We start from the raw sequence: 23,973 nt of genomic DNA on the forward strand, positions 1-23,973 counted from the left end.
CTCGAGCCGCCGGTATTACCGCGGCGGCTGGCACCGGTCTTGCCCGGCCCTTTCTTCACCAGTTATTTAAACTGATGGACAGCCAGCCTGTGCTGGCACTCGGAGTTCCCTTGTCACGGTTTCCCGCATTGCAAAGTTTTCGCGCCTGCTGCGCCCCGTAGGGCCTGGATTCGTGTCTCAGAATCCATCTCCGGGCTCTTGCTCCCACAACCCGTACCGATTACAGGCTTGTTGGGCCGTTACCCCAACAACAACCTAATCGGCCGCAGACCCATCCTACAGCGGCGGACCTTTCGGCTACAGAGCATTCCAGCTTCCATAGTCTATAGGGTATTATCCCCAGTTTCCCGGGGTTATCCCCTTCTGTAGGGTAGGTTGTCCACGTGTTACTGAGCAGTATGCCGAGGTCTTGCACCTCTCGACTCGCATGGCTTAATCGAACTCTGATAGCAGTGGCCTCTGGCAGGATCAACCAGAATTACACAAATATACGCACACTATCTGAACTTTTCGAGGAATTGAGCGGTTACTAAACAAATTTCCGCATTGCCAATGCCAACGTCAGAACCAACTCCGGTCATGCCGGGTATCGTTGGATCTCCATCAAAGAGAATTTCCGTTTTTCGTCGTGTTTGTTTACTCAAACACAGGCCTATAGTGTAGGTCACGGTATTATTTATACCTTGTTACCTTCACCCGTTTTCTCCGACGCGTTCAGGCGTCGGATTCTTTCTCGGAACCGATCATGCCCGCAGGCATTTTTCGTCGGTTCGTCATCAGAATTTGTGGATCACATTATTGCACACCCGGGCATTTAAGGATTACCCCCCGGGCAGCTATGGTTTCCGGGCCGGTTTTATAGGCGTGAAAATTATGTGTCCGGAAGATACGGCCATTTCAGCTCCTGAGAGGGCGTAGCAGGTTATTTTGGGACTTTCAGATCCCGGGGCCCCGGGCCGGCGAAATGGCACAGGATTTTTCCGGACCGGAAAAATCCGTGCGGGGCGCACACAGGAGCGCGGGAGAGTTCTGCAGGTTTTCCGACGGTACTGCGCGTTTAAGGGCCCCTGAGGTGCCGCAAGCTCCCGGTATTCCCCAAACCAGCGATCGCTGATTCTGATCCAGAAGCTGATAACCCAGGCAAAACCATGGGCCGATCACACCCTGCATCCTGCGATTTTCATGCGCAGCCTTCAGGAAAGGGGACGCGGAACAAAGGAAAAGGACAAAACTTCCTCATGCGTATCCGGGTACCGTGAATATCCTGCAATCTCGGGGATCCGGAACGCGACTGCTCCTCTGGACGTGTCTTGCCGTAGCGATCATTGTGGCAGGATGCACGACAGCGCCGGATCAGGCATACCCCTCCCCTGCCTCTCAGGAAGGATATCCCCCCGTTGGCAACGCGACGATAGCGCCCCTTGCCTGGAATTCCACTCCCGCGAGCCCGGCGGGTGCCGCACTTCTCGAAGCAGCAAACAGTCTCATGGATAATATCTATACAAGGGCTCCCGACGCACCCGCATATCTCCCGGAATCCTATACAAATCCGGAGAGGGAAGCTACCGGCTATATCCCGCATACGTACCATCAGAATACCGTCTTCTGGCCTGCGGATGAGCAGAACCAGATTCACTGGATAAGTGAACCGGTATATTCCTCAAACGGCTGGGAGGCAGTCATCCAGTCTGCATATACTCAGCAGGATGTTATATCTCCTCTCCATGCCCGGGTCTTTACCGACTGTTCCGGGTTCATCACCGCTCTTTTTACCAGGGCAAACACCCGGACGGTGACCGGTTTTTCCGGCTGGAAAGCCGGGAATACCGTTCCCCGTGCCGGGTGTACCAATCCCTTCGGCGGATGCACGATCACTTCCCCGATCAACTATTATCGCTTTATCACGAGCAACAGCACCGGTTTTCGGAATATCCCCCTTCGTGAACTTGCTGCCGGGGATATTATTTCAGTGACGAGCACAGAACCCGGGCAATATGTCGGGCATGTAATGCTCGTTGCCGCCGTGTCGCCCGAAATGGATGACCATGGCTCGCGGATTGTCTCAATTATCGATGTTACCGATACTCCTCACAGGAACGATACTCGGAATCCAGCTTCCGGAATCGCCGGGGGATCCATCGGAAATGGCATAGGTATGGGATACATCCTGCTGGATACAACCCCGTCCGGTACCGTCAGGTCCTACCGTAACCTGGATGTCTTGCAACCCTATCCCGGCGCTGTTGCGCTCGGGAGGGCGCTCTGAAGGCCGGCAGTACCGGGGCTGCCCCCCGGGTCTGTTTTTCTTCGGCGGCTGTGTTGTCGGGAACCCTGATCCCGGAATCAACGTATGCCGTCATTGAAATCTCCGGAAATGTACACCCGGGAGGATGCAAGCCGGTTTTTATCACCGGTTCGCTTCGTCCAGCAGCATCCTGTTCAGCTGCAGCGGCATCGTCGCCATCGGCACGTGGGACGTGGGCAGTTCGAGACATCTCCATCCTGCAGGCTCCGCTGCAATCTTTTCCTTTGCTGCCTCCGTAACCCCAATAAACTCGCTCTTTGTGCAGCGGACATACGTGCGGGGGATCGTACGGGTTTTCCCGGGATCGAACTGCAGCTTCTCTACATATGCCTTCGTGGCTTCCAGCCCGGCAAAGGACAGCGGGTCAAAGCCCCCGGCGATAAAGAGGTCGAAGAGCGACTGGCCCGGGTCCGGCGGCGCGGCATCGATATACACGAGCCTCCCGATCCTTGCCGGAATCCTGCCGGCAACCCCCGTAACGACCATCCCCCCGTAACTGTGGCCGGCGAGGATGATTGTGCCGGAATCCTCCTTTTCCACCAGCCTGCGGACCTGCCCGATATGATCGGTCAGGCCATGGGTGTGCTCATCCGCAAGATCCGGTGCAAGGACACGGTGTCCGTGATCCCGGAGGAACGCAGCCGTATCATCCCAGATCTTCGCACGCAGCAGCCCGCCCGGGGGATACCGGTTCCTGCCGCTCAGCCGGTTCCACGTATCCGTCGACATGTTGCCGCCATGAACGAGGATGAAGGTTGCCATAACCAGAAGTGTTCTGACCGTGATCCACAAATGAGTACCGCATCAGACTGCCGGTGAGAACGCAGGAAGGAACGCCGTATTCCTCCCGAAGAGAGAGGAATATATTCCTCCGGCAGGGGGAGAATATCCGGATGCTTGTTTTATTCTGCCGGATTTTTCGGATTACTTTTATAGATTCATTTCCTAACCGAACGTATGGGGTTTGAAACCGGCCTGATTAAATACGTCATACTCGCTCTCGTCTTCCTTCTCCTTGTGGTAATCTATCTCTTCTGGGGCAGCCGGATTGAGGAATACAACCGCCTGAAGCTGATCCGTGCATACCGGGCTGCACCGCAGAAAACGGAAGGGAAGCCAATCCTGATCCATGGAACCGCAGGTCCGAAAGGTGTCGTGATGCCGACCGGGGGGGATCCGGTCGCATTCCATGCCACGTTCATCATGAGCCCCGGCTGCACGCTGATCCGGGATCTGAAGACCATGAAACCCCTCCCGTCATATACTTCGTTCAAGATCTTCACGACAAGCGGGGATTTCACGGTTACGGAGGCAGGCGTACCGTACCGGGTGAGTATCATCAGCGCTCTCGGGCGGATGAAGAAGGGTGCGGACTATTTTTCCAAAAACTACAAGCAGACCATGGTCCTCGACGGTATGGCGGAATGGGTGTTCGACGACATGGTGGCATTCGAGGCCGGCAGCCAGGCGCTCGTCCCGGTCTTTTCAATAACAGAGGCCGGGAGATCGGTGACGAGCACGATCGACTCCCGTGTCCGCACATTCACGCATGGCAGGGACGTTCCGCCCCCGATCGCCGACATTCTGAAACAGAAGATCATACGTCCGGAGCGTGGTACGGAGATCACGGTCATCGAGTTCTTCATCCCGCTGAAAAAGAGTGTCTGGGCCTTTGGTGAATTCGACGGGAGGGATACCATCAGGTATGGGGAAGGGAAAGGCGGGCTGTATATCTCATACATTGATCCGGATAACAGAGGAGCGAACCAATGAGGTCCCCTGAAGAGTTCCTGGCGGGGTGCCCCGGCGACAACGCGGGTAGTGGAGGACAGACACCGTGGGGATCCCTTTGGGAATTCCCCGGCTTCATGGCACGCCGGATGTACATTCTCCTCCGCCGGCCCGGGCAGGCTCTCGGGGAATTCGGGGCAGGGGACTGTCTCACCCCGTTCCTCTTCTTCCTGTTCTTTGCCATTATCACCGGTTTTCTGCGCAGCCTTGCCGTCGTGCTCTCGATACACGCCTTCACGCTTTTCCACCCCAGTGCCGCGTGGAGACCGGCACCACCGGGGATGACGGATGTGCTGAGCACAATCTCAGGCAATTCGTTGTTTCTTGTTTCCCTTACCCTCCAGGGAGTGCTGAACAACTGCCTGTTCCTTGTTGCAGCAGTGATCATGCTTGCAGCCGGGCTGTGGTATGTCACGGGCAATTTCTCATGGAACCCGGCATTCACCATCAGCGCGTATTGTCTTCCGGTCTCCGGGGTGGTTTTCACCATTGCCGATTTTGTCCAGGCCCCCCAGGTGCTTGCCGATCCGCTGCCGGCTTTGCTCAGTTCTGCCTTTTACGTCATCGCGATGATCCTGATGGGAGTAATTGCCGGCCATGGTATCATCGCACTGACAAAAATACCGGCCGAAGTGGCAGTAACAATCGCGTTCTGCTGGATTATCGTCTGGATGCAGGTTCATGGGCTGGGTATGGAGTACGTTGTCAGCCCGGTTGAGCAGGACCTCTCGCAGCGGATCTCGGCAGCGTTTTTCCCGGACAGTTACCCGGTGGCGGGAACACCCGGGAAGGTCCCCTGATCCTCTGTTTTTTACCACAGCATCAGAATAGCAGCAACCTGATTGCTGGTTGGTACGGCCACTATTGAAGATTCAACCAATCCGCGACGGCATACCCACAATTTCCGGCACACTGCACATTGCTCCTGCCCGACCCCCTACTGCTTCCGATGGAGCAATGGGGAGGGATTATTCCGTCGTAATCTTCCAGTGGAAATAAGGGTGTTTTCAGCCACAGTCAGCAGGGGGGTCGGAGGGGGGCAATCGTTCTTTTGGCTCCGGAAAGATTCGGAATGTGCACGAATAATCGCGGAGGTCATGCGCCGGAACCTGCTCGATCTCCAACGGGGAACGGGAAATGGAGCCTGTGGTCCCACGATTCCGCCAACGCGCCGGGATAGATTGCATGCCCCTGCCCGACCCCCCCCTTCCGACCACCAAGGATTTCTCGGACCCGCACGTTCTTCTCCTACATGCCCGATTTCAGGACCCGGCCGGGAACCAAGAGCACATACAAGAAGCTGGACCGGCCCATCGCGGATATCGCTGCGTTCGATGAGATCGTCCATTCGCTGATCATGAAAAACCCGCTTGGTTGCACACCGTACTACCACCGGCAGAAGCACCATCCCCCGATCGAGAGGCTGCGGGAGATGTACACGGCAAAGTTCGAGTACCGGAACACCGCACTGAAACGGATCGGGACCAGCATTGAGACGTACGATTCCGTTGAAGGGTACGAGACCGGCATTGCATCCGTCATATCCAACATGGCCAATATCGCGTCGCACCGGGGGAAGGTCCGGCACCTCTCATCAGCAGACCTCTTCTCGGTCATGCTCCGGTGCCATGACCCGTCCCATGAGGTGTATTACCTGAATATTGCCCGCACCAGGATAACGCTGTCATCGTATTCCGATGACAATATCCGCAGGAATGTGGAGGCGTGGGCGGACTCGGTACCGGCACTGGCATAGGAGGTATGAACTCTACGGGATCAGCCTGCTGACCGATGTTATGATCAGCGCTAACGGCGTGAAGCAAAGGACGACGAGCACGGCAAGGATCGCGAGCCATACAGCATACTCGGTTGCCAGTGATCCGGTGCCATCAGGGAGGGAGACTGTGCCCGCTCCCGTATCCCTGGTGTTCCCTGTGGCCGGAGAATACTGGTCCTCGTCGCAGAAATGCGCAACGAAGCGCGAGCAGAAGACGACCGGGACGGGACCGAGACAGAGTGCGATGACCGGGCCGGCATACGGCACGAGCGCGACCCCGCGGAGACTGAAGGTAAAGAGCAGCCATGAAAGGACAACGACCCCGAAGCCGAGATAGTAGTTCACGAAGCCGATCCGGTCGAACGTCCTCTTGATCTCCAGGATGGCAAACGCCTCGCGGACGCTGCCGGTCCGGGCAAACCGTATCATCCCGATCAGGCCGTACTGCACCGCGTAGAAGAAGAGAACGAGTTCGACGGCTAACAGGACGAGGATCTGGATCGTTGCAGGATCCGGTGGCCAGAGGATGATGGAGAACGTGCTGCTGCCGGCGATCGTGAACTGGATGAACGCCAGGATCTCAGGAACCAGAATCCAGACCAGCGGGATGGTGTGGGCCTTGATCCCGTCAAGGCAGAGGGAGAGGGGGCGGTCGAACTCCGGTGGCAGCGGGTTTTTCCGGAACAGCCTGACGATCCAGCCCCAGACGAGGAGGTTGCACAACACGCCGGCGCCTATCAGCAGGCCGGCTTCCCGCCATGGGACGAGGGCCCAGTGAATGATGTTTCCATCAAGGATCTGCCTGCTCTCCATCAGCGAGGACAGGGCCGCCCACGGGAGGCCAAGCAGGATGAAGACCAGCCAGCGGGACGGCTTTGAGAAAAGGGTGGCACGGGTGAAATATGCTGACTCAACGACAAACCGGCCGACATCCATCGCGTATCTGGTCAATCATATGCCGTGCCGGATTTAAAGGGATGCGGATTCAGGTGCTTTCCTCAGCCGCCCCGCCCCCGGCCTCTGCCGGCTCCGGGTGGCGGATCTGCACCCAGATATCGCCGAAGAACTCCTCCTGCCGGAGGCTGCACCGCCCGTCCAGCGCAAGGAAGAGGAGCGGGATGTACACCTCGGGGATCCCCCATTCCATCCGGGTGCAGAGCTCCGCAAGCGTCAGCTCCTGGTCGAGTTCCAGCCCTTCGAGGTACTCGGCGAGCCGGGTCATCGCGGTCTCCTGGAACCCTTCTTCGTGGGCGATGCTGACAACGTCCTCAGCATCGATGAGGCTGTCGGTGAGGTCCACGCCACGCCCCTCGGACATCCTGCGGCGCCGGCGATCCTCCTTCTCGATGTTCTTGAGCTCGGTGATCAGCTCGAAGAGCGTAGTGGGGCTCTTCCGCATGCTCTTGCGCTCGAGCCGGCGCTGGATTTCGTGCTCCAGCCGCTCGATGGGGCCGAGCCGGCTGCCGAAATCGATCTCCTCGCCCGTGCCGCCGCCGAACTCATCGCCAAACAGGTCCCCGCCATCGCCCTCGTCGTCCGCCTCCTCCACGACATCGAGCTGTTCGGATTTCATCCGCAGGAGCGTAGCCGCGTAGAAGAGCGTCCGGCCCGATACCTGGAGGTTGAGCTCCCGGCGCCGCTCGAGCAGCGAGAGGAAACGGTCGGTCACCTCGATGATGTTGATGTTCCACGGGTCGATCTCGCCCCGCTCCGCCATGCCGACCAGGATCTCGACCGGGTCCTCGACTGCCTGAGTTATGATCTGGCCTGGCGCCGTTTCTTCGCCGGGAGCAGGTCCGGACGGGGCGTCTGGTGCAGGTGCGGGTTCAGCATTTCCGGCAGTTGCACCACCTGCCTCATTCGGGACTGGTTGTTCCGGCACTGGCGGTTCCACGACAGGTGCCAAAGGAACGGCTTGTTCCGTTGCCGTGAGTTCTGGAAGGGGCTGCACTGGTACAGGCTGATCCGCAGGTTGTTCAGCAGGTTGTTCCGGTCCCGGCTGTGATTGTGCGGGTTCCGCCGGGATTGGAGATTCTGCCTGTCCGGATGCCGGTTTCTTCTTACCCTTCTTCCTCTCAGCCATTCGCCTTTACCCCGGTGACCAGCGTGCTCTTGTCCGGCCGCAGCGTCACACCCATGATCCGCTGTGCGGCATCAATCATCGGCTTGCGCAGCGAGATGATGATGAACTGCGTTTTCGGGGCGAGCTCCGCAACCATGGACGCGATCCGTTCCACGTTCGCGCCGTCGAGCGACATGTCGACCTCGTCGAACGCGTAGAAGGGGGCGGGGATGTACCGCTGGATCGAGAAGATGAACGCGAGGGTGGTGAGCGACTTTTCCCCGCCGGAGAGGGACGAGAGGAGGTGCACCTTTTTGTCCCGCGGCTGGACGGCAAAGGTCATCCCGCCGGCGAACGGGTCCTCCTCGTTCTCGAGCACGAGATGGCCGCTGCCGCTCGTGAGCCGGGCGAAGATCTCGCGGAAGTTGGCGTCGATGGCTTTGAACGCGGTCGTGAACGCCTCGTACTTCATCTGTTCGTACTTCTCGATCCGTTCGATCAGCGTGGCACGCTCGCTCGACAGGGTCTCCTTCTTGCCGGTGCGTTCCTCCACCTGCCGTTCGACCTTCTCGTACTCGTCGATTGCAAGCATGTTCACGGCCCCGATCTTTCGCAGTGCCCCGTCGGCCTCCGCGATCTTCCCCTCAATCTCGGAGAGGGAGAGGTTCGTGTCCATCTCCCCGACCTGCTGCTTCAGCATGTCCACCTCGATACCGAGGGTCTTTGCCCGCTCGTCGATTGCTGTCAGCTGGGCCGTGATCCGCTCGGTGTCGGCGTCGAACTTCATGATCTTCAGCTCGGACTCCTGGATATGCCTGGAGACCTCGGCCCGCTTCCCCCGCAGCTCGTCCAGTTCGCCGGAGAACTCCTTCTGGCGCTCTTCGAGGGTCGTTATCTGGGCCTTGTGAGCCCTGATCTGGTCCTGCGCACCGGCGATATCGGTGTCGATCTGGAAGTTACGTTCGTCCTGCCCCTTGCGCTCCTCGGCCAGCTCGCTGATCCGCTGGGTAAAGTGCTGGCGGTCGCGCTGGGCGTCGCTGATGTCCCCGTCCTTGTTCCGGAGGCGGCGTTCGGCCTCCTCGATCTCCCGGCGCTTCTTCTCCATCTGCTCGGTCAGGGCCGGGATGTTCGTGTCGTCGAGGCGTTTCTTGATCGCGTCGATCTTCGCGACGGTCTCGTTGATCTCTCCCGTCATCCGGTCGAGTTCCGCCTCCAGCGCCGCGAGTTCCGAAGCGCCGTTCTTCGTCTCCTCGGCCTGCCGGGCAACCGCCGCCTCGATGGTCTGCTTCTCGACCGTGATCGCTTCGAACCGTTTCGAAAACTCCTCGGTGAACATCCCGATACGGGCAATCTTCTGGTCGATCTCGTTCCTCTGCGCCCGCTTCGCGTCCACCTCTTCCGTGAGCCGTCTGACCCCCGCCTCGAGCGTCGCCGCCTCGCCCTGCAGCTCCGCAAGGTGCGACCGGATCCGTATGATCTCGTCGTCAACGGCGGCGCCGAATCCCCGGGGACCGGCCTGTTTCTTCGTGGCGCCGCCCGTAATCGCCCCGCTCTTCTCGAGCAATTCCCCTTCGAGCGTGACCATGCGGTATTTCCCGATCAGTTTCCGCGCACGGTCGAGCGTGTCGACCACGACTGTTCCGCCAAGGGCAACGCCGAATGCCTTGTCGAACTTCGGGTCGTAGTCGAGGAGGTTGACCGCGTAATCGATCACGCCCGGCTCCCTGAGCGGGGGAAGTGCCGGGGGCTTCAGCTTGTTCAGCGGGAGGAAGGTGACCCGGCCGAGCCGTTCCTCCTTGAGGTACCGGATCGCATCCGCAGCCACCTGGTCGTCGTCGCAGACCACGAAATGGAGCTTGTTCCCCGCGGCAACGTTGAGGGCCGTGGTGTACTCCTTGGGCGCCTTCCCGAGGTCGGATATCGTGCCGTGGACCCCTTCCATGGCAAGGACGGCCTCGAGGGCTTTTCCTCCCGACTCCCCGCGGGCCTGCTGGGCGGCCTCGAGCCGGATCGCGTCCTGCTCGTTCTCCCGGATCTCGTTGCGCAGGCGTTCGAGCGTGTTTCTCTGGGCAAACATCGCCCCTTCCAGCTCCGAGAGGTTCCGGTCGAGGTTCTTCTTCTCGTTCTGCAGCGCCGCGATGTTCGTGTCGCTGTCCGTGAGCTGCCCCTGCTTTGCCGCGTACTCCTCGTCCAGCTGGCGGAGGAGCCCCTGCAGCCGCTCGAGCTCGGAGGTACGCATCCGGCTCTTCTCGATGAGCATGTCCTGCTGGTGGAGGATGCCCGACCGCTGGCCCTTTTTCTCCTCGGCCTCCTGCATGAGGCTGAAGAGCTTCTCGCGGGCCCCTTCCGTGTCCTCGCTGTGCTGCTTTATCTCGGTCTCGATCTTCTCCAGCTGGGCCTTTGCTGTCGCGATCTCCATCGCGATATTTGTCCGGTCGATGGTCAGGGTCCGGATCTGGTCCGTGCACTCGGCCACACGGGTCTCGGCCCTCTTCGTATCCACGTACACGCGGTTGATGGTCTCGAGGTTGGCTTCCTTCTCCTTTTTCAGCCGGGCAATGGTCTGCTCGGAGAACTTGATCCCGCTCTTTGCCTCCTCGAGTTCGGCAATAAGCTTCAGGTACTCGGACCCGCTCTTCTTGTTGATCAGCTCGTCGATATCCGCGAGGTCGGCTTTGAGGTAGGAGAGCTCGTTCTCCTCGAGGCCCTTGTCCGCGGCGATCCGGGTCAGCTTCAGTTTGTGGTCTTCGGTGGATTTCAGGAGCGTGTTGAGCTCCCGGACGCGGTCGTGGAGCTGGGCGGCCGACCGGCAGTTCTGGTAATAGGAGAGCTCCTTCTGCCACTTCTGGTACTCAAGAGCGTGCTCCCGCTCGCGCCGGAGTTCGTTCGCCCGCTTGGAGAGCTCGAGCAGCAGGAGCTCCTCGCGCTCGATCCGCTCCCGGACGATGTCCAGCTCGGCAAGCGACTGGGCCTTCTTGGTATCGAACTCCGCAACCCCCGCGATCTCGTCGATGATCTTCCGGCGCTCGAAGTCGCTCATCTCCATGATGCGGGTGACGTCCCCCTGCATCACGACATTGTAGCCGTGCGGGATGATCCCGTACTTTGCCAGGTGCTCGACGATATCGCTCTGCTTGCAGAGCCGCTCGTTGAGGTAGTTGTAGCTGTAATACCCGTTGCCGGTCCGCTTGATCCGGCGGCGGATCTTCGTACCGTCGGAGAACTGGAGCGAGACCTCGGCGATGTTCTTGCCGGAGTTGAGGTTGATCAGGTCGGTCAGTTTCTCGGCCCGGAGGTTGCGGGAGCTCGAGAGGGCGAGCACGAACAGGATGGAGTCGATGATATTGCTCTTGCCGGAGCCGTTGGGCCCGGAGATGACACTGAAACCTTCCAGAAAGGGTATTTTTGTCTTTTTTGAAAAAGACTTGAAGTTGTCTATCTCGAGTTCTGTGATGTGCAAAGATCCGGCCCCTTACTTCTTTGCAGGATCCTTATTTTCTTCCACCGCGACGATCATGTCGCTCTGCTTGCCCTTTGCCATACCCTTCTTCCTGCCATAGCCGGCCGATGCAACGATATAGCTCTTGTCACCGCGCCGGGGCTCGAGCTTCATGGTCCCGTCGGGCTGCATGATCATGTCCATGGCGGGCTCCGGAGGGGCTGCCGGGGGCTCGGCTGCCTTGGCACTCTTGGGCCGGATGACGGTGCTGCCGGTTGCTGACGGGGTCTGGGCAGGGGCTGATGCCGGCTGGGGCGCCGTACCCTGGACAATGGGGCTGCTCCGCTTCAGTTCCTGCCGGCTGCGTTCCTCGCTCTGCTTGTTCATCTTCATCGCAACCGACTTGAGATCAAGGAGCTCCTGAGTCAGGCCCTTGACGAGTGCCTCCATCTCCCTGACCTTCTTTTCCAGCGTTGCAATCCGGTCCTCGGTTGCAGCGGACAATGAGGTTTCCATCATGGTTCTTTCTCTCTCCTGGTGTTAACGTTCGCGCTCAAGATATATGATCTTTGCACACGATTGCGCCGCCCGCTAACCAACGGTGCCGGTACAGGTGCAGCGCACTCCGTATTACTAATAGATTGATCGCCTGATTAGGATAAAGGGGTTTTGGTTCGTGAGGGCTCATCAGAGCCGGAACCGGAGAAGAACGCGTCAGCGTTCTTTGACATCCGAGGGGTCGTCAGACAACACACCGGTGAAGATATACAGAAGCAACTCTTCGACTTGCGAGGGGTCGGAGAAACCTGAGGTGGAGAAGAATGCGCCAGTATTCTTCCACTTGTGAGTTGCCATTGTTCCGTCCCAGCCGGGCCGGCACTCAGCACCTGAGAAAAAGGTATACCTGATCCGTGCCAACCCTTCTCCATATGTCGCATCTGTCAAAAACGGATCCAGCAATCGCAGATATTATCGAGAAGGAGAGGCTCCGGCAGGTCAACGGCCTGGAGCTGATCGCTTCAGAGAACGTCGTGTCCCGTGCAGTTCTTGAAGCCATGGGATCGATCATGACCAATAAGTATGCCGAGGGCTACCCCGGCAAGCGGTACTATGGCGGATGCGAGTTCCACGACATGGCCGAGAACCTGGCCCGCGACCGGCTCAGGAAGCTCTTCGGGGCGGAGCATGCCAATGTCCAGCCCCACTCGGGCACGCAGGCCAACATGGCGGTCTACTTCGCCGCGATAAAACTGGGCGACAAGATCCTTTCCATGAAGCTGAACCAGGGCGGCCACCTCTCCCACGGCTCCCCTGTCAGCTTCACCGGGAAGTTCTACCAGGTGGCGCAGTACGGCGTGGACCCGAAGACCGAGATGCTCGACTACGGTGCGGTAGCCGAGATGGCGAAGAAGGAGAAGCCCCAGATCATCGTCTGCGGTGCATCCGCATACCCTCGGACCATTGATTTCAGGGCGTTCCAGCAGATCGCCGACGACGTTGGTGCAGTCTGCATGGCCGATATCGCCCACATCGCGGGTCTTGTTGCAACAAAGCAGCACCCGACGTCGGTCGGCGTGGTCAACTACACGACCACGACCACTCACAAGACCCTCCGCGGGCCCCGGGGCGGCGCCATCATGTGCAATGCCGACCTCGGCGTTGCCATCGACAAGGCCGTCTTCCCCGGCATGCAGGGCGGCCCCCTGATGCATACCATTGCGGCAAAAGCGGTCTGTTTCGAAGAGGCGCTCAGGCCCTCGTTCACCGAATACAACAAGCAGATCATCAAAAACGCAAAGGTCCTTGCCCAGACACTCATGGACAACGGCCTGCGTCTCGTCTCGGGCGGCACCGACAACCACCTGATGCTCCTCGACCTCACCGACCAGGGCATCACCGGCCTCGAAGCCGAGACCGCTCTCGGGAAAGCCGCGATCACGGTCAACAAGAACACGATCCCGAACGAGACCAAAAGCCCGTTCGTGACCAGCGGCCTGCGGATCGGCACCCCCGCTGTCACCTCGCGGGGCATGAAGGAGGCCGAGATGCGCCTCATCGGCACCTGGATCGCGAGCGTGATCAAAGATATTAAAAACGAGAAGAACATCAGGGACGTTCGCGGCAAGGTCGAGGCCCTGGCGTCGAAGTTCACGCTCTACCCCGAGTAATACCCGAGGTTGTATGGCGGCCACGATCCTCGACGGGAAAAAATGCTCGGAGATGCGTCTTGAGATCCTCAAAGAGGAGATCGGGGAATGCGGTCTCCACCCCCACCTCGCCACGGTCATCGCGGGAAAAGATCCGGCCTCGCAGATGTACGTGCGGATGAAGCACAGGGCCTGCGAGCAGGTGGGGATCGGCTCCGTCGGGATCGAACTTCCCGGCGATATCTCCACGCAGAAAGTGCTGGAGAAGGTCCGGCAGCTGAACGCGGACCCTGATATCGACGGGATCCTTGTCCAGCTCCCCCTGCCGAAGGGGATCGACAGCGAGCGGATCATCGAAGCGATCGACCCGGCAAAGGATGTTGACGGTTACCACCCGGAAAACATGGGTCTCCTCTTCTCGGGGAAACCCCGGTTCACGTCCTGCACGCCCACGGGGATCATGACGCTGCTTGCTGAATACAAAATCCCGGTTGCCGGTGCCCGTGCCGTTATCGCGGGACGGAGCATCGATGTCGGAAGGCCCATGGCAGCCCTCCTCCTGAACGCTGATGCCACGGTCACCATCTGCCACAGTAAGACAAGGAACCTGGCGGACGAGCTGAAACGGGCCGATATCCTTGTCTCGGCTGTCGGGAAGGCACACTTCATCCGCCCGGAGATGGTGAAGCCCGGGGCTACGGTCATCGACGTCGGGATCAACCAGCTGGAGGGCAAACTTGTCGGCGACGTGGACTTTGCCGCGGTGAGAGAGATCGCGGGTGCCATCACCCCTGTCCCCGGCGGGGTCGGCCCGATGACGATTGCTACCCTGATGGAGAACACGCTGAAGGCTGCGAAGGTGAGAGCATGCAGCAGTGCACGATAAACAAGGTCACGATCGGCGGGGACGCCCCGGTCCGCGTGATGGGCGTCATCAACTGCTCCCCCGAATCCTTTTACGTGGATTCCTTCATCCCCACAAAAGAGATCCATGCAAAAGCCGTGGAGATGGTGGAGGCTGGCGCCGACATCCTTGATCTCGGCGCCCGGAGCACCGCACCGCATGCACAGGCCATCAGCGGGACTGAAGAAGCACGGCGTATCGACGAGGCGTTAAAGGAGCTCGACGGGACCGGCTTCACGGTATCGGTTGACACCATGAGCCCGTGGGTCCTGGACGTCTGCTTAAAGCACGAGATCCATGCCGTGAACGACATTGCAGGGTTCTGTTCGGAGGCGTACGTGAAACGGGTTGCCGATGCCGGCCTGCCCGCCATCGTGATGGCAACGGACTACACCCCGGGCGATGCGGTGGGGGTCGAGGCAACCCACACGGCCCTTCAGACAGTCATACAGCGCTGCAGTTCCGCCGGCATCGATAACTATGTCCTCGATCCCGGTATCGGTCTCTGGACCCCGTTCCGCTCGGTAGACGACGACTGGGAACTGAGCCGGAGGTTCGACGAGTTCCTCCGGTACGACCGCCCGCTTCTTGCCGCAGTCTCCCGGAAGAGTTTCATCGGCAACCTGCTGGACAGGCTGCCGCAGGAACGCCTGGCCGGCAGCCTTGCTGTCACCATGACCCTGCTCCAGAAAGGAGCCGCCATGGTCCGGACCCACGACGTGAAGGAGACAGTGGATACGGTCCGGGTCTTCGAACACCTGGTGAAACGGCGATGAACAGCTCGTTCTCGGTGTACGGGCTTTCCACGGGCATCATCCACTGCGGGGATTCTATCGCTGACCGGGTCATTGGTGCTGCAAAAATCTCCTGTGGCGGATTCCGGGACGGCGACATCCTTGTCCTTGCCGAGACTGCGGTTGCCACATCGGAGGGGAACGTGATCCGGCTTGCTGATATCGAACCCTCCGCACGTGCGCATGAACTGGCCGCAACATACCAGATGGACGCTGCAGTCGTCGAAGTCGTGCTGAGGGAGAGCGACTCTATTGTCGGGGGAATCCCGCATTTCCTGCTGTGCCTGAAAGGCGGGACACTGCTCCCCAATGCCGGCGTTGATGCCTCGAACGCCCCCCATGGCTGCGTTACGCCGCTCCCCGCAGATCCCGATGCCAGCGCCTGCAGGATCCGGGACGCCGTCAGGAAAGCGACCGGGGCAGCTATTGGCGTTATTCTGGCCGACAGCCGCACGCACGCGATGCGATCCGGCTGCAGCGGGGTTGCCATCGGCTGCGCCGGCATCCCGTCCGTCATCGATGAACGGGGGAGGAGCGACCTCTTCGGGAGGACGCTTGAAGTGACCAAACGGGCGGTGGCAGACAACCTCGCTTCTGCTGCCGAACTTGTCATGGGCGAAGCTGATGAATGTATGCCCGCCGCGATCGTCCGGGGAACCGGCCTGCCCGTATCCGACACATATACGGGTGTGGAATCCATCGATGCCGATGAATGCCTCTTCATGGGCATCTTTGCAAAGAGCCGGAAGCAAGAGTTCTGAAAATTTACCGCAGTCCGGAGCAGGGGGCAGACCGGTTCAGATACGCCGGCGGTGTTTGAAAAAAACGATCTTCTCCTCGAGCATCCGGCCCTTGCCGGTCACTTCCCGGGGGTTGGCATTGTCCGCCCGCATGTATTCGATCTCGGCAAAATCACGGATCAGTTCCTTCTGTTCTTCCTCCGTGAAGTGTTCATCCTCCAGCCGCTCGTAGAACTCTGCCTCACCTGCGATACCCTGTGAGGGAGGGGAGAAACCAATACGGTACCTGACTTTGCAGTACCGGCAGTGCGAATGGTATTCGCCTGCGGCCCGCTCTGCGGCGCTCAGGATCCTGAAATTGATCCCTGCACACGCCGGGCAATTCCACTCAAGCGTCATCCCCTTCAGGATGCCATCTGCCTTCTTCTCAAACAGCCGTTCGAACATAGCCGGGTCGCTGTTCCCTGCCGAATCGTGTCTATGTTCCGTTATGGGGGATAATCCTATAAACGCTCCGGTCGGGACAGGAAAGCGGCCGTGCAGGGAAATCCGGCCTTATTTCAGGTGTTCAAGCGCAGTCTGCGCCGCATTCCGGCGGGCTTCCGGCAGCGACATGCCGGTACCATCGAACGTTCTCCCGCCCGGGATATGGACCCGGACCGTGAAGAGGGGGCGGTGATCCGGGCCCGTGCGGGATATCTCGGAATAAAACGGCAGGTCCTCGCCCCGTTTCTGGAAATATTCCTGTAAAAGCCCGATCGCATTGTCGCGGGGATCATGCTCTTCGAGCAGGCCTCTCATGACAGAGGTGACAAAGAAGGTCACGTCATCCAGCCCGACCTCGCAGTACAGGGCACCAATGAAGGCTTCGAACGCCCCGCCCGAGATCCGGGCACCGTACGTCTTCTGTTCGCCGATACAACTCGGGACGAGACGGGAGAAGATCTCCCGGTCGTACTTTTTTACCAGCTGATCGAGCGCCCGGTTCGAGACGACCGCGGCCAGCCGCCGGGTCATCTCGCCTTCGTTCAGCGTACCTTCCGACCGGGTGAAGAGGGCCTGGGCAACGACAAGCCCGAGAACACGGTCGCCGAGGAACTCGTACCGCTGCCAGTCCTCCTTGGAGATGTCCCAGCGGGCGGAGTCCGGGTTGCCGTAGACCGTGTTGAACCGGGAAACAAAAGTATCGATGATCCGGTTGACATCCGGATCCGGAACATAGAGGAGTTCGATTAAGGAATTCCCCGACTGCCCGTTCATATGATGCCCTGAGCAGGGCAGAGCGATAAGCCTATCGCTTTCTTACCACGCCCACCCGGCCTTTTTCAGCCGAGATGGCAAACCCCAGCTCCTCGAGGTATGCCCTGCTCTTCCCGGTCCCGTGGATGAGCAGCTCCACGAGATCCCACGGCTCGTCGATGTCGGTGTGGAGCCGGAAGGAGTCGATAACCTCCACAGAAAGCCCCGCTTCCTCTGCAATCTTCATGTGTTTGAGGAAACTCGCACCATAATAATCGACATGGAACTTCGGAGGTTCTTTCATGAAGATGGCATTGGTCCCGCCCCCGCGCCCGGGAACGATGGCGATATCCTTTTCAGTCGAGAGAAGCCGCCGGACCGACTCCCGGTCAGCCAGCGGGAGGTCTGCCATGATGATCAGGGTGGGGCCGACCGTCTGCGGGAGGATGGCATTGATGCTCCCGCTCAGGTCGGTATCGGTGATGGTTATCTGGACATCCTCGGAGTCGAAGAGTTCGGAGCAGACGAGGACCGGGCTGCACATCGCGTCCTTCACGGCGGCCTTGACATCCTCGAGCATTGAAGCGGCAAACCGCTCCCGCTCCTCCTGGGAAAGAAGGCTTGCGAGCCGGGTCTTCGGGTTCTTCGGTTTATAGGGGATGAGGGCCGCGGGACACATGGTATACCGGGGTATGCCGGGCGATGAAAAAAAGGTGCTGATCCATGTGCGGGAAAAACCGGACGGTTTAACTTCCGGCATGCCGACATTTTATCAATGTTCGATATCGATGCCCCCTTTACCGTGAAGAAGATCCCCGCAACGATCGTTGTCGGGATCTCCCGCCGTACCTCGAATGCCGATGGCAGGAGCGTGACCGATATACCGGCAACGTGGACGGACTTTTTGCAGAGGAACGCGAACGCGAAGATAAAAAATCGTGCTGTCCCGCCGGTGATGTATGCCGTGTACTCGGACTATGCAAGCAACTGGATGGGTGAATATGCGTACCTCATCGGTGCCAAAGTGACGCGTGCCGGTACTGTCCCGGAAGGGATGGAGATCCGGAAGATCCCGGCCCAGACCTGCGCGGTGTTCAATGCGAAGGGCAAGATGCCGGATGCGGTCACCGCGATCTGGGCTGAGGTCTGGCTCTCCAGCCTTCCCCGGACATACACGTATGATTTCGAGGTCTATGATCGGCGGTTCGTGCACCCGACGGCAAAGGAAGTCGATATCTGTATCGCGGTCGATCCGAAGAAGATGAACGAGGCCGGGCTGGTGGCGCAATAAAAAACCACAATCATTTTCAGAGTTGTCGTTTTTTCATTCCCGGACAATCCCGGGATTTCTGCCAGCCTGTAGGGACCGGCTGGAACAAAGCGGGCTGAATATTCCCGGTATTCCGGTAGTATTCCGCCGGGAGGCTCTCAACCGTTTCACACCAGCGCCGGCACCAGCGTAAGGAGAACACATACACCCACCGGTATGATGAGGTTGTCATCTACAGGAGAGAACAGCTCGATGATCCCTGCAATCACGGATGTCACAACAGCACCGGGGATCGTAAGAAACGGGATAAGCGCAACGACTGTAACGGCGATACCGGAGAGCGTCCCTTCCCACGACTTCCCGTTATGGATGCGGTGACGGCCGAACCGGAGGCCGGCGAGCGTTGTGACACTGTCGAGGACGGACAGGGCAACCAGTGCCGGAACGACAACCGGAACAGGGAACAGGATGATGCAGGCAAGGGCGCTGACGGCAAAGAAGAACGCACCTTTCCCGGGGAGGGGATCGCACCGGTCGCCGTACTGCACGAGTGGGGATACGACGGGGACGTGATACCCGCGGAGGATAAGGTCAACCAGAAGGATCCCGGCAAGCAGGCCGCCCGCTATTATGGCGATGACGAGGGCATGGTCAAGGAAAAACACCAGCGCGGCAATCCCGAGGCCGAAGCAGAGATGGATCAGCTGGCGGACCGTCTCTCTCACAGCGCGGCCTCCTGCCGGTTCGGTTGCGGCTCCCGGGAGGTTTGCAGGCCGTCAAGCGGTATGGTGATCCGCCAGACGCCGTCAATCCCGTTAATCCGTGTGAAGTTCACAACCAGTTCCCGGGAGTCCTTTGGCAGCGGCTCTGTCATCCAGAATACCGAGGTTTCGTTATACCTCATACCGCCTCCCGGCTTCGTCAGGAGCGGCCGGCCTCCGTCAACCCGCCACTCTGCACGCGGGCCGGATCCGATCGGGGGCATCGTGGTCACGACCTGGGAGGGCGGGGGATCAGCCGGTGACAGAGTATGGATGTGAAACACCGCCGTACAGGCATCTGCTGTGCAGGAGAATGTCCTGATCGTGATGGTCTGCCCCGCTGCAGTCGCGCTCCTGTTCACCGGAAATGTCCCGACAAGCGGGTGCGCCGGCGGCTGGTACTCATACGGCGGCATGACCCCCTGCCGGTACGGTATGGGTTGTACGGAAGCGGCAATGGCCTCGAGTTCGTTTTTGGGTACGGGGCCCGAGAGGGTGAAGCACCACCCGTCCCTTCCCCAGGTGAGTTCCCCGGTTCCCTCGCGCTGTGTCAGGGTCTTTCCCACGGCCGCGGTCTTGTAAACAGGTTCATCAGGACAGGTCGTTGAATTCCGGGACTGTTCCTGGAGGTAGATCGATTCCTTCTGGCCCCGCTGGTAACTCAATGTATAAGATGCCTGATCGGCGGAGGTTTCCCCGTATCCCCCTGTCTGCGTACCGGTAGTGAAGACATACCCCTCCGGGAGACGGGTAGGAAGGGAGAGCGTGACTGAGGGCGCGAGCCGCTCCTGCATGGAGTACAGGGAATCAAAAAAGAGCGGCAGGTAATGGGGGGGATGGTTCGGGGTGGCATTTTCTGTTGCCTGGACTGATACAGGGGGGTTTGTCCCCGGGCTGATACAGCCGGCTGCTGCGAGGGCAAGAGCAAGAGCGATCGCACATGTCCCGAAGAGGGCTTCAGTTCCTTCCCGCATGATAATTTCTCAGGTAATATTCGAGAATAGTTATTTGAAAAGGCTTCGGGTATAGGCCAGCCCCACTGATACAGGTCAGGTGAAGGATACCGGAAACGAATTATCGTGGCGTCTCCACGCCATCCATCCTGAACGATCCCGCGGGCAGGACAATCTCGAACCGTGCTCCCTTTTCCGGTATACCACTCTCCCGGATGGTCATGCCCGTCACCGCCAGGATCTCCCGCGCGAGAAAGAGACCCCAGCCCGACTCTTTTCCAAAACCTCGCTCGAAGATCTTCTCCTTATCGTCAGCGGGGATCCCCGTGCAATTGTCTTCCACGACAAGGAGCCCCGACGGCCCCTGTTCCCGGAGGGTAACCCTGATCTCCGTTGTTGTCCCGCCACGCTGGACAGCGTTGTCGAACAGGTAATGGAGCGCCCGTTCGAAGAGCGGATCGGCAAGAACCGCGGCTGCCCCGGTTTCGGTGAGGACCCTGACGGTCTTTGCATCAAAGTCCTCGCTGACGCGGTTCACGACGTTCCTGAGGGTATGCCAGCGTGGAGGTTCGACGGCAATATTCTGGTAGTCCTTCGCATACTGGAACTGGCGGCGGATCCTGGTAAGAGCGGACTTCTCCTTCTCGAGGAAACTTTTGAATTTCGGGTCTTGCGCCATCATGCTGAGGAGCTCGTTGTACCCGACAATCGCAGTCATCTGGTTCAGGATATCGTGGCGGGTGACGCTTCCGACAAGCTGGAGTTTCTTTTCCAGGAACGCGACCTTAGCCGTCAGCTCGGCAATCGTCTTTTTATCGTCAGTGTCGTCCCCGCCCGTGCGGGCAGGATCCATACTGGTCTCTTTTCCTTCTCCCTGGGAGGACATCCCTTCTCCGTGTTGTACAGCACTACGCTGCACGATGTAGCAGACATACCTATAACCTGCCTGCTACATTAGCATTGCCTTCCGGGTATTCGGGAGCACGGCAGGCAGAACGTCAACATTCAAGAGAAAGGACGATCATCACTTTTCATGCAGGACCGGCCACTCACCTTCTCAAAAAACGTCTTTTTGCCGCTCACCACGGTCTGCCGGAACCGGTGCGGGTACTGTTGTTTCAGGACACCGGTGCAGGAGGGCTGCCTGATGGTGCCCGCGGAGGTCGAACGGATCCTGAAGAATGGATCTGCGCTGGGATGCACCGAAGCCCTGTTCACCTTTGGCGAACGCCCGGAGGAGGAGCCGGGGTTTTCCGCAATGATTCGGGATGGCGGGTTCCGGACGATCCTCGATTACTGCGAGGCGATGTGCCGGAAGAGCATCGCGTATGGTGTGCTCCCGCATACCAACGCCGGGATACTGACCCTTGAGGAGATGGAACGTCTCCGGCCGGTCAACGCGAGCATGGGGCTGATGCTCGAGACCACGGCGCGGGTGCCCGCACACCGGGGCTCGAAGGGCAAGGAACCGGAGGTGCGGCTCGCGATGATCGAGGATGCCGGACGGCTGAAGATCCCCTTTACGACCGGCCTTTTGCTCGGCATCGGGGAGACGATGGCCGACCGCGAGGACTCGCTCTTTGCGATCCGGGACATCCACCGGCGCTACGGGCATATCCAGGAGATCATCATCCAGAACTTCTGCCCCAAACCCGGAACCCCGATGTCTTCGCACCCCGTTCCGGGAACCGACGAAATCTGCGTGACGATCCAGATGGCACGCGACATCCTGCCGGATGAGATCGCCATCCAGATCCCGCCGAACCTGATCGACGCTTCCTCGCTCATCGCATGCGGGGTTGACGATCTCGGCGGCGTCTCGCCGCTTACCATCGATTACGTGAACCCCGAGCACCCGTGGCCTGCGGTGGAGGAGCTCAGGAGACTGGCCGGCGCACGCGGCCTTGCCGAGAGGCTCTGTATCTATCCCCGGTTCATTGAGAAAGGCTGGTATGACAGGAGTTTGGAACCCCTAATAAACCGGCTCGCACAAACAGTGTATGGAAGGAGCAGCGGACCATGAAGCAGGGAAAACTACTGTATTCCGGCAAGGCCAAGTCGGTCTACCTGACTGACGACAGGGACACGCTCATCGTCGAGTTCCGTGACGACATCACCGCGTTTGACGGCGGGAAGAAGGATACCCTGAAGAACAAGGGAAGCTACAACGCGGGGGTCTCCGCATTTTTCTTCGAATACCTGGAGAAACACGGGGTAAAGACCCATTTCATCACAATGCTGGACAACCACCGCATGGCCGTCCGCCGGCTGCAAATGATCCCCCTCGAGGTCATCGTCCGTAACGTGGCCGCAGGATCCATCGTCAGGAACTACCCGTTCAAAGAGGGGATGAAACTCTCCCCGCCGGTTATCGTGATCGATTACAAGGACGACACGCGCCACGACCCGATGCTCAACGACGACCTGATCGTTGCCCTGAAGCTTGCCACGCCCGCCGAGCTCAAGGCCATCAAAAATGCCGCCCTCGCGGTCAACCGCCACCTATCGGCCCTGCTTGCAAAGCAGGGGATCCTGCTCGTGGACTTCAAGCTCGAGTTCGGGAGGCAGGGAAAGACGATCCGCCTCGGCGACGAGATCAGCATGGACTCGATGCGCCTGTGGGATACAAAGACAAAGGAATCGCTCGATAAGGACGTGTACCGCTTCAACAAGGGCGACGTGATGGAGACCTACAACCGCGTTGCCGGCAGGATAACGAACACGGCGCCCCGCCGCGCTGCCCCCAAGAAAAAGGCCGCCCCCCGGAAGAAGGCCGGAGTAAAAAAACTGGCAGCCGCGAAGACAAAAAAGCGTTAATTATAATCCCCACGCGGAATTGCGGGATCTGAAATCGCAAAGACTAACAATCCCGGTGCATACACATACAATGACAGAACAGCCGGATCGATACCATGACCAACACAACGCATGAAGAGGCAGAGATGCTCCGCTGGGCCAGGGAGTATGCAGAGAACCACGGCTGGATCCTCAACCCCGATGAAAAACAGCTTGCCACGGTCATCAGGGGCCTTGTCCGCAACAGGAACAAATTCGGGCGGGCGTACTGCCCCTGCCGGCTCCGGAGCGGCGACGAGGAGAAGGACAAGGCCATCGAGTGCCCGTGCATCTACCATAAGGATGAAGTGGAGAACCAGGGCGCGTGTCACTGTCACCTCTATTTCCAGAAACCCTGACCTCATCTCCTTCTCATGACCAGTTCACCCGCTGCACCACCGTGCCATTCCCGCGGGCTTCCGCCAGTTACCGGCCCGGACCCCCGCGTTCTCGTTCTCGGGAGCTTCCCGAGCGTCCTGTCGCTCTCTCATGGCGAGTATTACGGGAACCCGAGGAACCGGTTCTGGGCTGTGATTGAGGATCTCTTTGGGATCTCTGCTTTGCTACCCTATACCGAACGATGCCAATACCTGACCGGAGCCGGGATCGCGCTCTGGGACGTTATCGCGTCCTGTTCGCGGCCGGGCAGTGCGGACAGCCGTATCCGGGATGCCGTTCCCAGTGATATTGCCGGTTTTATCAGGGCACACCCCACCGTCAGGCTCATCGTACTGAACGGGAGCGCTGCCGGCAGATTCTACCACCGGGCCGGGGAAGTGCCGGGCATACCGTTTGTCATACTTCCCTCCACGAGCCCCGCGAACGCAGCGGTGAGTTATAAGAAGAAGGTGCGGGCATGGGGGGTTGTGAAGGCAGCATGCGGCCGGGCGTGAACAGTTGATCTCCGGAATTTTTGGTTCTGCGGAACCCCGGCATGAACGAAAATTCACACCCGA

General features: G+C 59.4%; 24 protein-coding genes and 1 rRNA gene. 13 read left to right on the forward strand and 12 right to left on the reverse strand.

The genetic code is table 11. The annotated features are described in order from the left end of the window. Positions 1-479, reverse strand: a 16S ribosomal RNA gene (locus tag A4E33_RS05085); the annotation flags it as partial. 776 nt (positions 480-1,255) lie between these two features. Between A4E33_RS05085 and A4E33_RS05090 the strand changes: the two genes are divergently transcribed. Beyond that, positions 1,256-2,266, forward strand: coding sequence for a hypothetical protein (locus tag A4E33_RS05090; protein ID WP_292346607.1), 1,011 nt, complete (start codon positions 1,256-1,258; stop codon positions 2,264-2,266). 141 nt (positions 2,267-2,407) lie between these two features. Here A4E33_RS05090 and A4E33_RS05095 read toward each other — a convergent pair whose 3' ends face one another. After that, entirely contained in the window at positions 2,408-3,067 is a 660-nt protein-coding gene (locus A4E33_RS05095) for an alpha/beta fold hydrolase (RefSeq protein ID WP_292346608.1), read from the reverse strand. A gap of 195 nt (positions 3,068-3,262) precedes the next feature. On the opposite strand from A4E33_RS05095, the gene A4E33_RS05100 reads away from it, so the two are divergent. The 3 genes from A4E33_RS05100 to A4E33_RS05110 all read left to right on the forward strand — a co-directional run bounded on the left by A4E33_RS05100 (position 3,263) and on the right by A4E33_RS05110 (position 5,852). After that, complete coding sequence (locus A4E33_RS05100; protein ID WP_292346609.1) at positions 3,263-4,078, forward strand: hypothetical protein; 816 nt, start codon at positions 3,263-3,265, stop codon at positions 4,076-4,078. Next, positions 4,075-4,896: a hypothetical protein gene (locus tag A4E33_RS05105; protein ID WP_292346610.1), complete on the forward strand. Its 822-nt coding sequence runs from the start codon at positions 4,075-4,077 to the stop codon at positions 4,894-4,896. The genes A4E33_RS05100 and A4E33_RS05105 overlap by 4 nt, the downstream gene beginning before the upstream one ends. 452 nt (positions 4,897-5,348) lie before the next feature. Then, complete coding sequence (locus A4E33_RS05110; protein ID WP_292346611.1) at positions 5,349-5,852, forward strand: hypothetical protein; 504 nt, start codon at positions 5,349-5,351, stop codon at positions 5,850-5,852. Positions 5,853-5,864: 12 nt separating this feature from the next. On the opposite strand, the gene A4E33_RS05115 is transcribed toward A4E33_RS05110, so the two are convergent. From A4E33_RS05115 to A4E33_RS05130, 4 genes are all read right to left on the reverse strand, one after another. Further along, positions 5,865-6,824, reverse strand: coding sequence for a DUF4013 domain-containing protein (locus tag A4E33_RS05115; protein ID WP_292346612.1), 960 nt, complete (start codon positions 6,822-6,824; stop codon positions 5,865-5,867). A 34-nt stretch (positions 6,825-6,858) separates the two neighbouring features. Continuing rightward, positions 6,859-7,755 carry a segregation/condensation protein A gene (locus A4E33_RS05120; RefSeq protein WP_292346613.1) on the reverse strand — a complete coding sequence of 299 codons (897 nt, stop codon included), beginning with the start codon at positions 7,753-7,755 and terminating at the stop codon, positions 6,859-6,861. Between the two features lie 193 nt (positions 7,756-7,948). Next, a complete protein-coding gene (smc, locus tag A4E33_RS05125) occupies positions 7,949-11,395 on the reverse strand; it encodes a chromosome segregation protein SMC (protein ID WP_292346614.1) in 3,447 nt (1,148 codons plus the stop codon). Positions 11,396-11,407: 12 nt separating this feature from the next. Further along, positions 11,408-11,893, reverse strand: a complete 486-nt coding sequence (locus A4E33_RS05130; protein ID WP_292346615.1) for a hypothetical protein — start codon at positions 11,891-11,893, stop codon at positions 11,408-11,410. Between the two features lie 410 nt (positions 11,894-12,303). Between A4E33_RS05130 and glyA the strand changes: the two genes are divergently transcribed. The 4 genes from glyA to cofE are packed head-to-tail and all read left to right on the forward strand — an operon-like array spanning position 12,304 to position 15,980. Further along, positions 12,304-13,542 (forward strand): serine hydroxymethyltransferase, encoded by a 1,239-nt coding sequence (glyA, locus tag A4E33_RS05135; RefSeq protein ID WP_292346616.1) that lies wholly within the window; start codon positions 12,304-12,306, stop codon positions 13,540-13,542. Positions 13,543-13,555: 13 nt separating this feature from the next. Continuing rightward, positions 13,556-14,407, forward strand: a complete 852-nt coding sequence (gene folD / locus A4E33_RS05140) for a bifunctional methylenetetrahydrofolate dehydrogenase/methenyltetrahydrofolate cyclohydrolase FolD (RefSeq protein WP_292346617.1) — start codon at positions 13,556-13,558, stop codon at positions 14,405-14,407. After that, positions 14,389-15,201, forward strand: coding sequence for a dihydropteroate synthase (folP, locus tag A4E33_RS05145; RefSeq protein ID WP_292346618.1), 813 nt, complete (start codon positions 14,389-14,391; stop codon positions 15,199-15,201). The genes folD and folP overlap by 19 nt, the downstream gene beginning before the upstream one ends. Then, entirely contained in the window at positions 15,198-15,980 is a 783-nt protein-coding gene (gene cofE / locus A4E33_RS05150) for a coenzyme F420-0:L-glutamate ligase (RefSeq protein WP_292346619.1), read from the forward strand. Before folP ends, cofE begins: the two co-directional genes overlap by 4 nt. A gap of 36 nt (positions 15,981-16,016) precedes the next feature. Here cofE and A4E33_RS05155 read toward each other — a convergent pair whose 3' ends face one another. The 3 genes from A4E33_RS05155 to cofC all read right to left on the reverse strand — a co-directional run bounded on the left by A4E33_RS05155 (position 16,017) and on the right by cofC (position 17,877). After that, positions 16,017-16,406 carry a hypothetical protein gene (locus A4E33_RS05155; protein ID WP_292346620.1) on the reverse strand — a complete coding sequence of 130 codons (390 nt, stop codon included), beginning with the start codon at positions 16,404-16,406 and terminating at the stop codon, positions 16,017-16,019. Between the two features lie 108 nt (positions 16,407-16,514). Continuing rightward, positions 16,515-17,219 (reverse strand): ribonuclease III family protein, encoded by a 705-nt coding sequence (locus A4E33_RS05160; RefSeq protein ID WP_292346621.1) that lies wholly within the window; start codon positions 17,217-17,219, stop codon positions 16,515-16,517. A gap of 31 nt (positions 17,220-17,250) precedes the next feature. Beyond that, entirely contained in the window at positions 17,251-17,877 is a 627-nt protein-coding gene (gene cofC / locus A4E33_RS05165) for a 2-phospho-L-lactate guanylyltransferase (RefSeq protein WP_292346959.1), read from the reverse strand. 96 nt (positions 17,878-17,973) lie between these two features. On the opposite strand from cofC, the gene A4E33_RS05170 reads away from it, so the two are divergent. After that, positions 17,974-18,489, forward strand: a complete 516-nt coding sequence (locus A4E33_RS05170) for a GyrI-like domain-containing protein (protein WP_292346622.1) — start codon at positions 17,974-17,976, stop codon at positions 18,487-18,489. A 146-nt stretch (positions 18,490-18,635) separates the two neighbouring features. Here A4E33_RS05170 and A4E33_RS05175 read toward each other — a convergent pair whose 3' ends face one another. The 3 genes from A4E33_RS05175 to A4E33_RS05185 all read right to left on the reverse strand — a co-directional run bounded on the left by A4E33_RS05175 (position 18,636) and on the right by A4E33_RS05185 (position 21,068). Next, positions 18,636-19,193: a diacylglycerol/polyprenol kinase family protein gene (locus tag A4E33_RS05175; protein ID WP_292346623.1), complete on the reverse strand. Its 558-nt coding sequence runs from the start codon at positions 19,191-19,193 to the stop codon at positions 18,636-18,638. Continuing rightward, the gene (locus A4E33_RS05180; protein ID WP_292346624.1) at positions 19,190-20,203 is read right to left on the reverse strand and encodes a hypothetical protein; all 1,014 of its coding nucleotides are present in this window, start codon (positions 20,201-20,203) and stop codon (positions 19,190-19,192) included. The genes A4E33_RS05175 and A4E33_RS05180 overlap by 4 nt, the downstream gene beginning before the upstream one ends. A 100-nt stretch (positions 20,204-20,303) precedes the next feature. Beyond that, complete coding sequence (locus A4E33_RS05185; RefSeq protein WP_292346625.1) at positions 20,304-21,068, reverse strand: HAMP domain-containing sensor histidine kinase; 765 nt, start codon at positions 21,066-21,068, stop codon at positions 20,304-20,306. Positions 21,069-21,215: 147 nt separating this feature from the next. Between A4E33_RS05185 and cofG the strand changes: the two genes are divergently transcribed. From cofG to A4E33_RS05205, 4 genes are all read left to right on the forward strand, one after another. Continuing rightward, complete coding sequence (gene cofG, locus A4E33_RS05190; RefSeq protein ID WP_292346626.1) at positions 21,216-22,205, forward strand: 7,8-didemethyl-8-hydroxy-5-deazariboflavin synthase CofG; 990 nt, start codon at positions 21,216-21,218, stop codon at positions 22,203-22,205. Beyond that, positions 22,202-22,999, forward strand: a complete 798-nt coding sequence (gene purC, locus A4E33_RS05195; protein ID WP_292346627.1) for a phosphoribosylaminoimidazolesuccinocarboxamide synthase — start codon at positions 22,202-22,204, stop codon at positions 22,997-22,999. The genes cofG and purC overlap by 4 nt, the downstream gene beginning before the upstream one ends. Positions 23,000-23,094: 95 nt before the next feature. Beyond that, positions 23,095-23,376: a ferredoxin-thioredoxin reductase catalytic domain-containing protein gene (locus A4E33_RS05200; RefSeq protein WP_292346628.1), complete on the forward strand. Its 282-nt coding sequence runs from the start codon at positions 23,095-23,097 to the stop codon at positions 23,374-23,376. A gap of 15 nt (positions 23,377-23,391) precedes the next feature. Beyond that, positions 23,392-23,910 carry a DNA-deoxyinosine glycosylase gene (locus A4E33_RS05205; RefSeq protein ID WP_292346629.1) on the forward strand — a complete coding sequence of 173 codons (519 nt, stop codon included), beginning with the start codon at positions 23,392-23,394 and terminating at the stop codon, positions 23,908-23,910. Positions 23,911-23,973 lie beyond the last annotated feature (63 nt).

The sequence above is a fragment of the Methanoregula sp. PtaB.Bin085 genome (assembly GCF_002067035.1).
Lineage (GTDB): Archaea > Halobacteriota > Methanomicrobia > Methanomicrobiales > Methanospirillaceae > Methanoregula.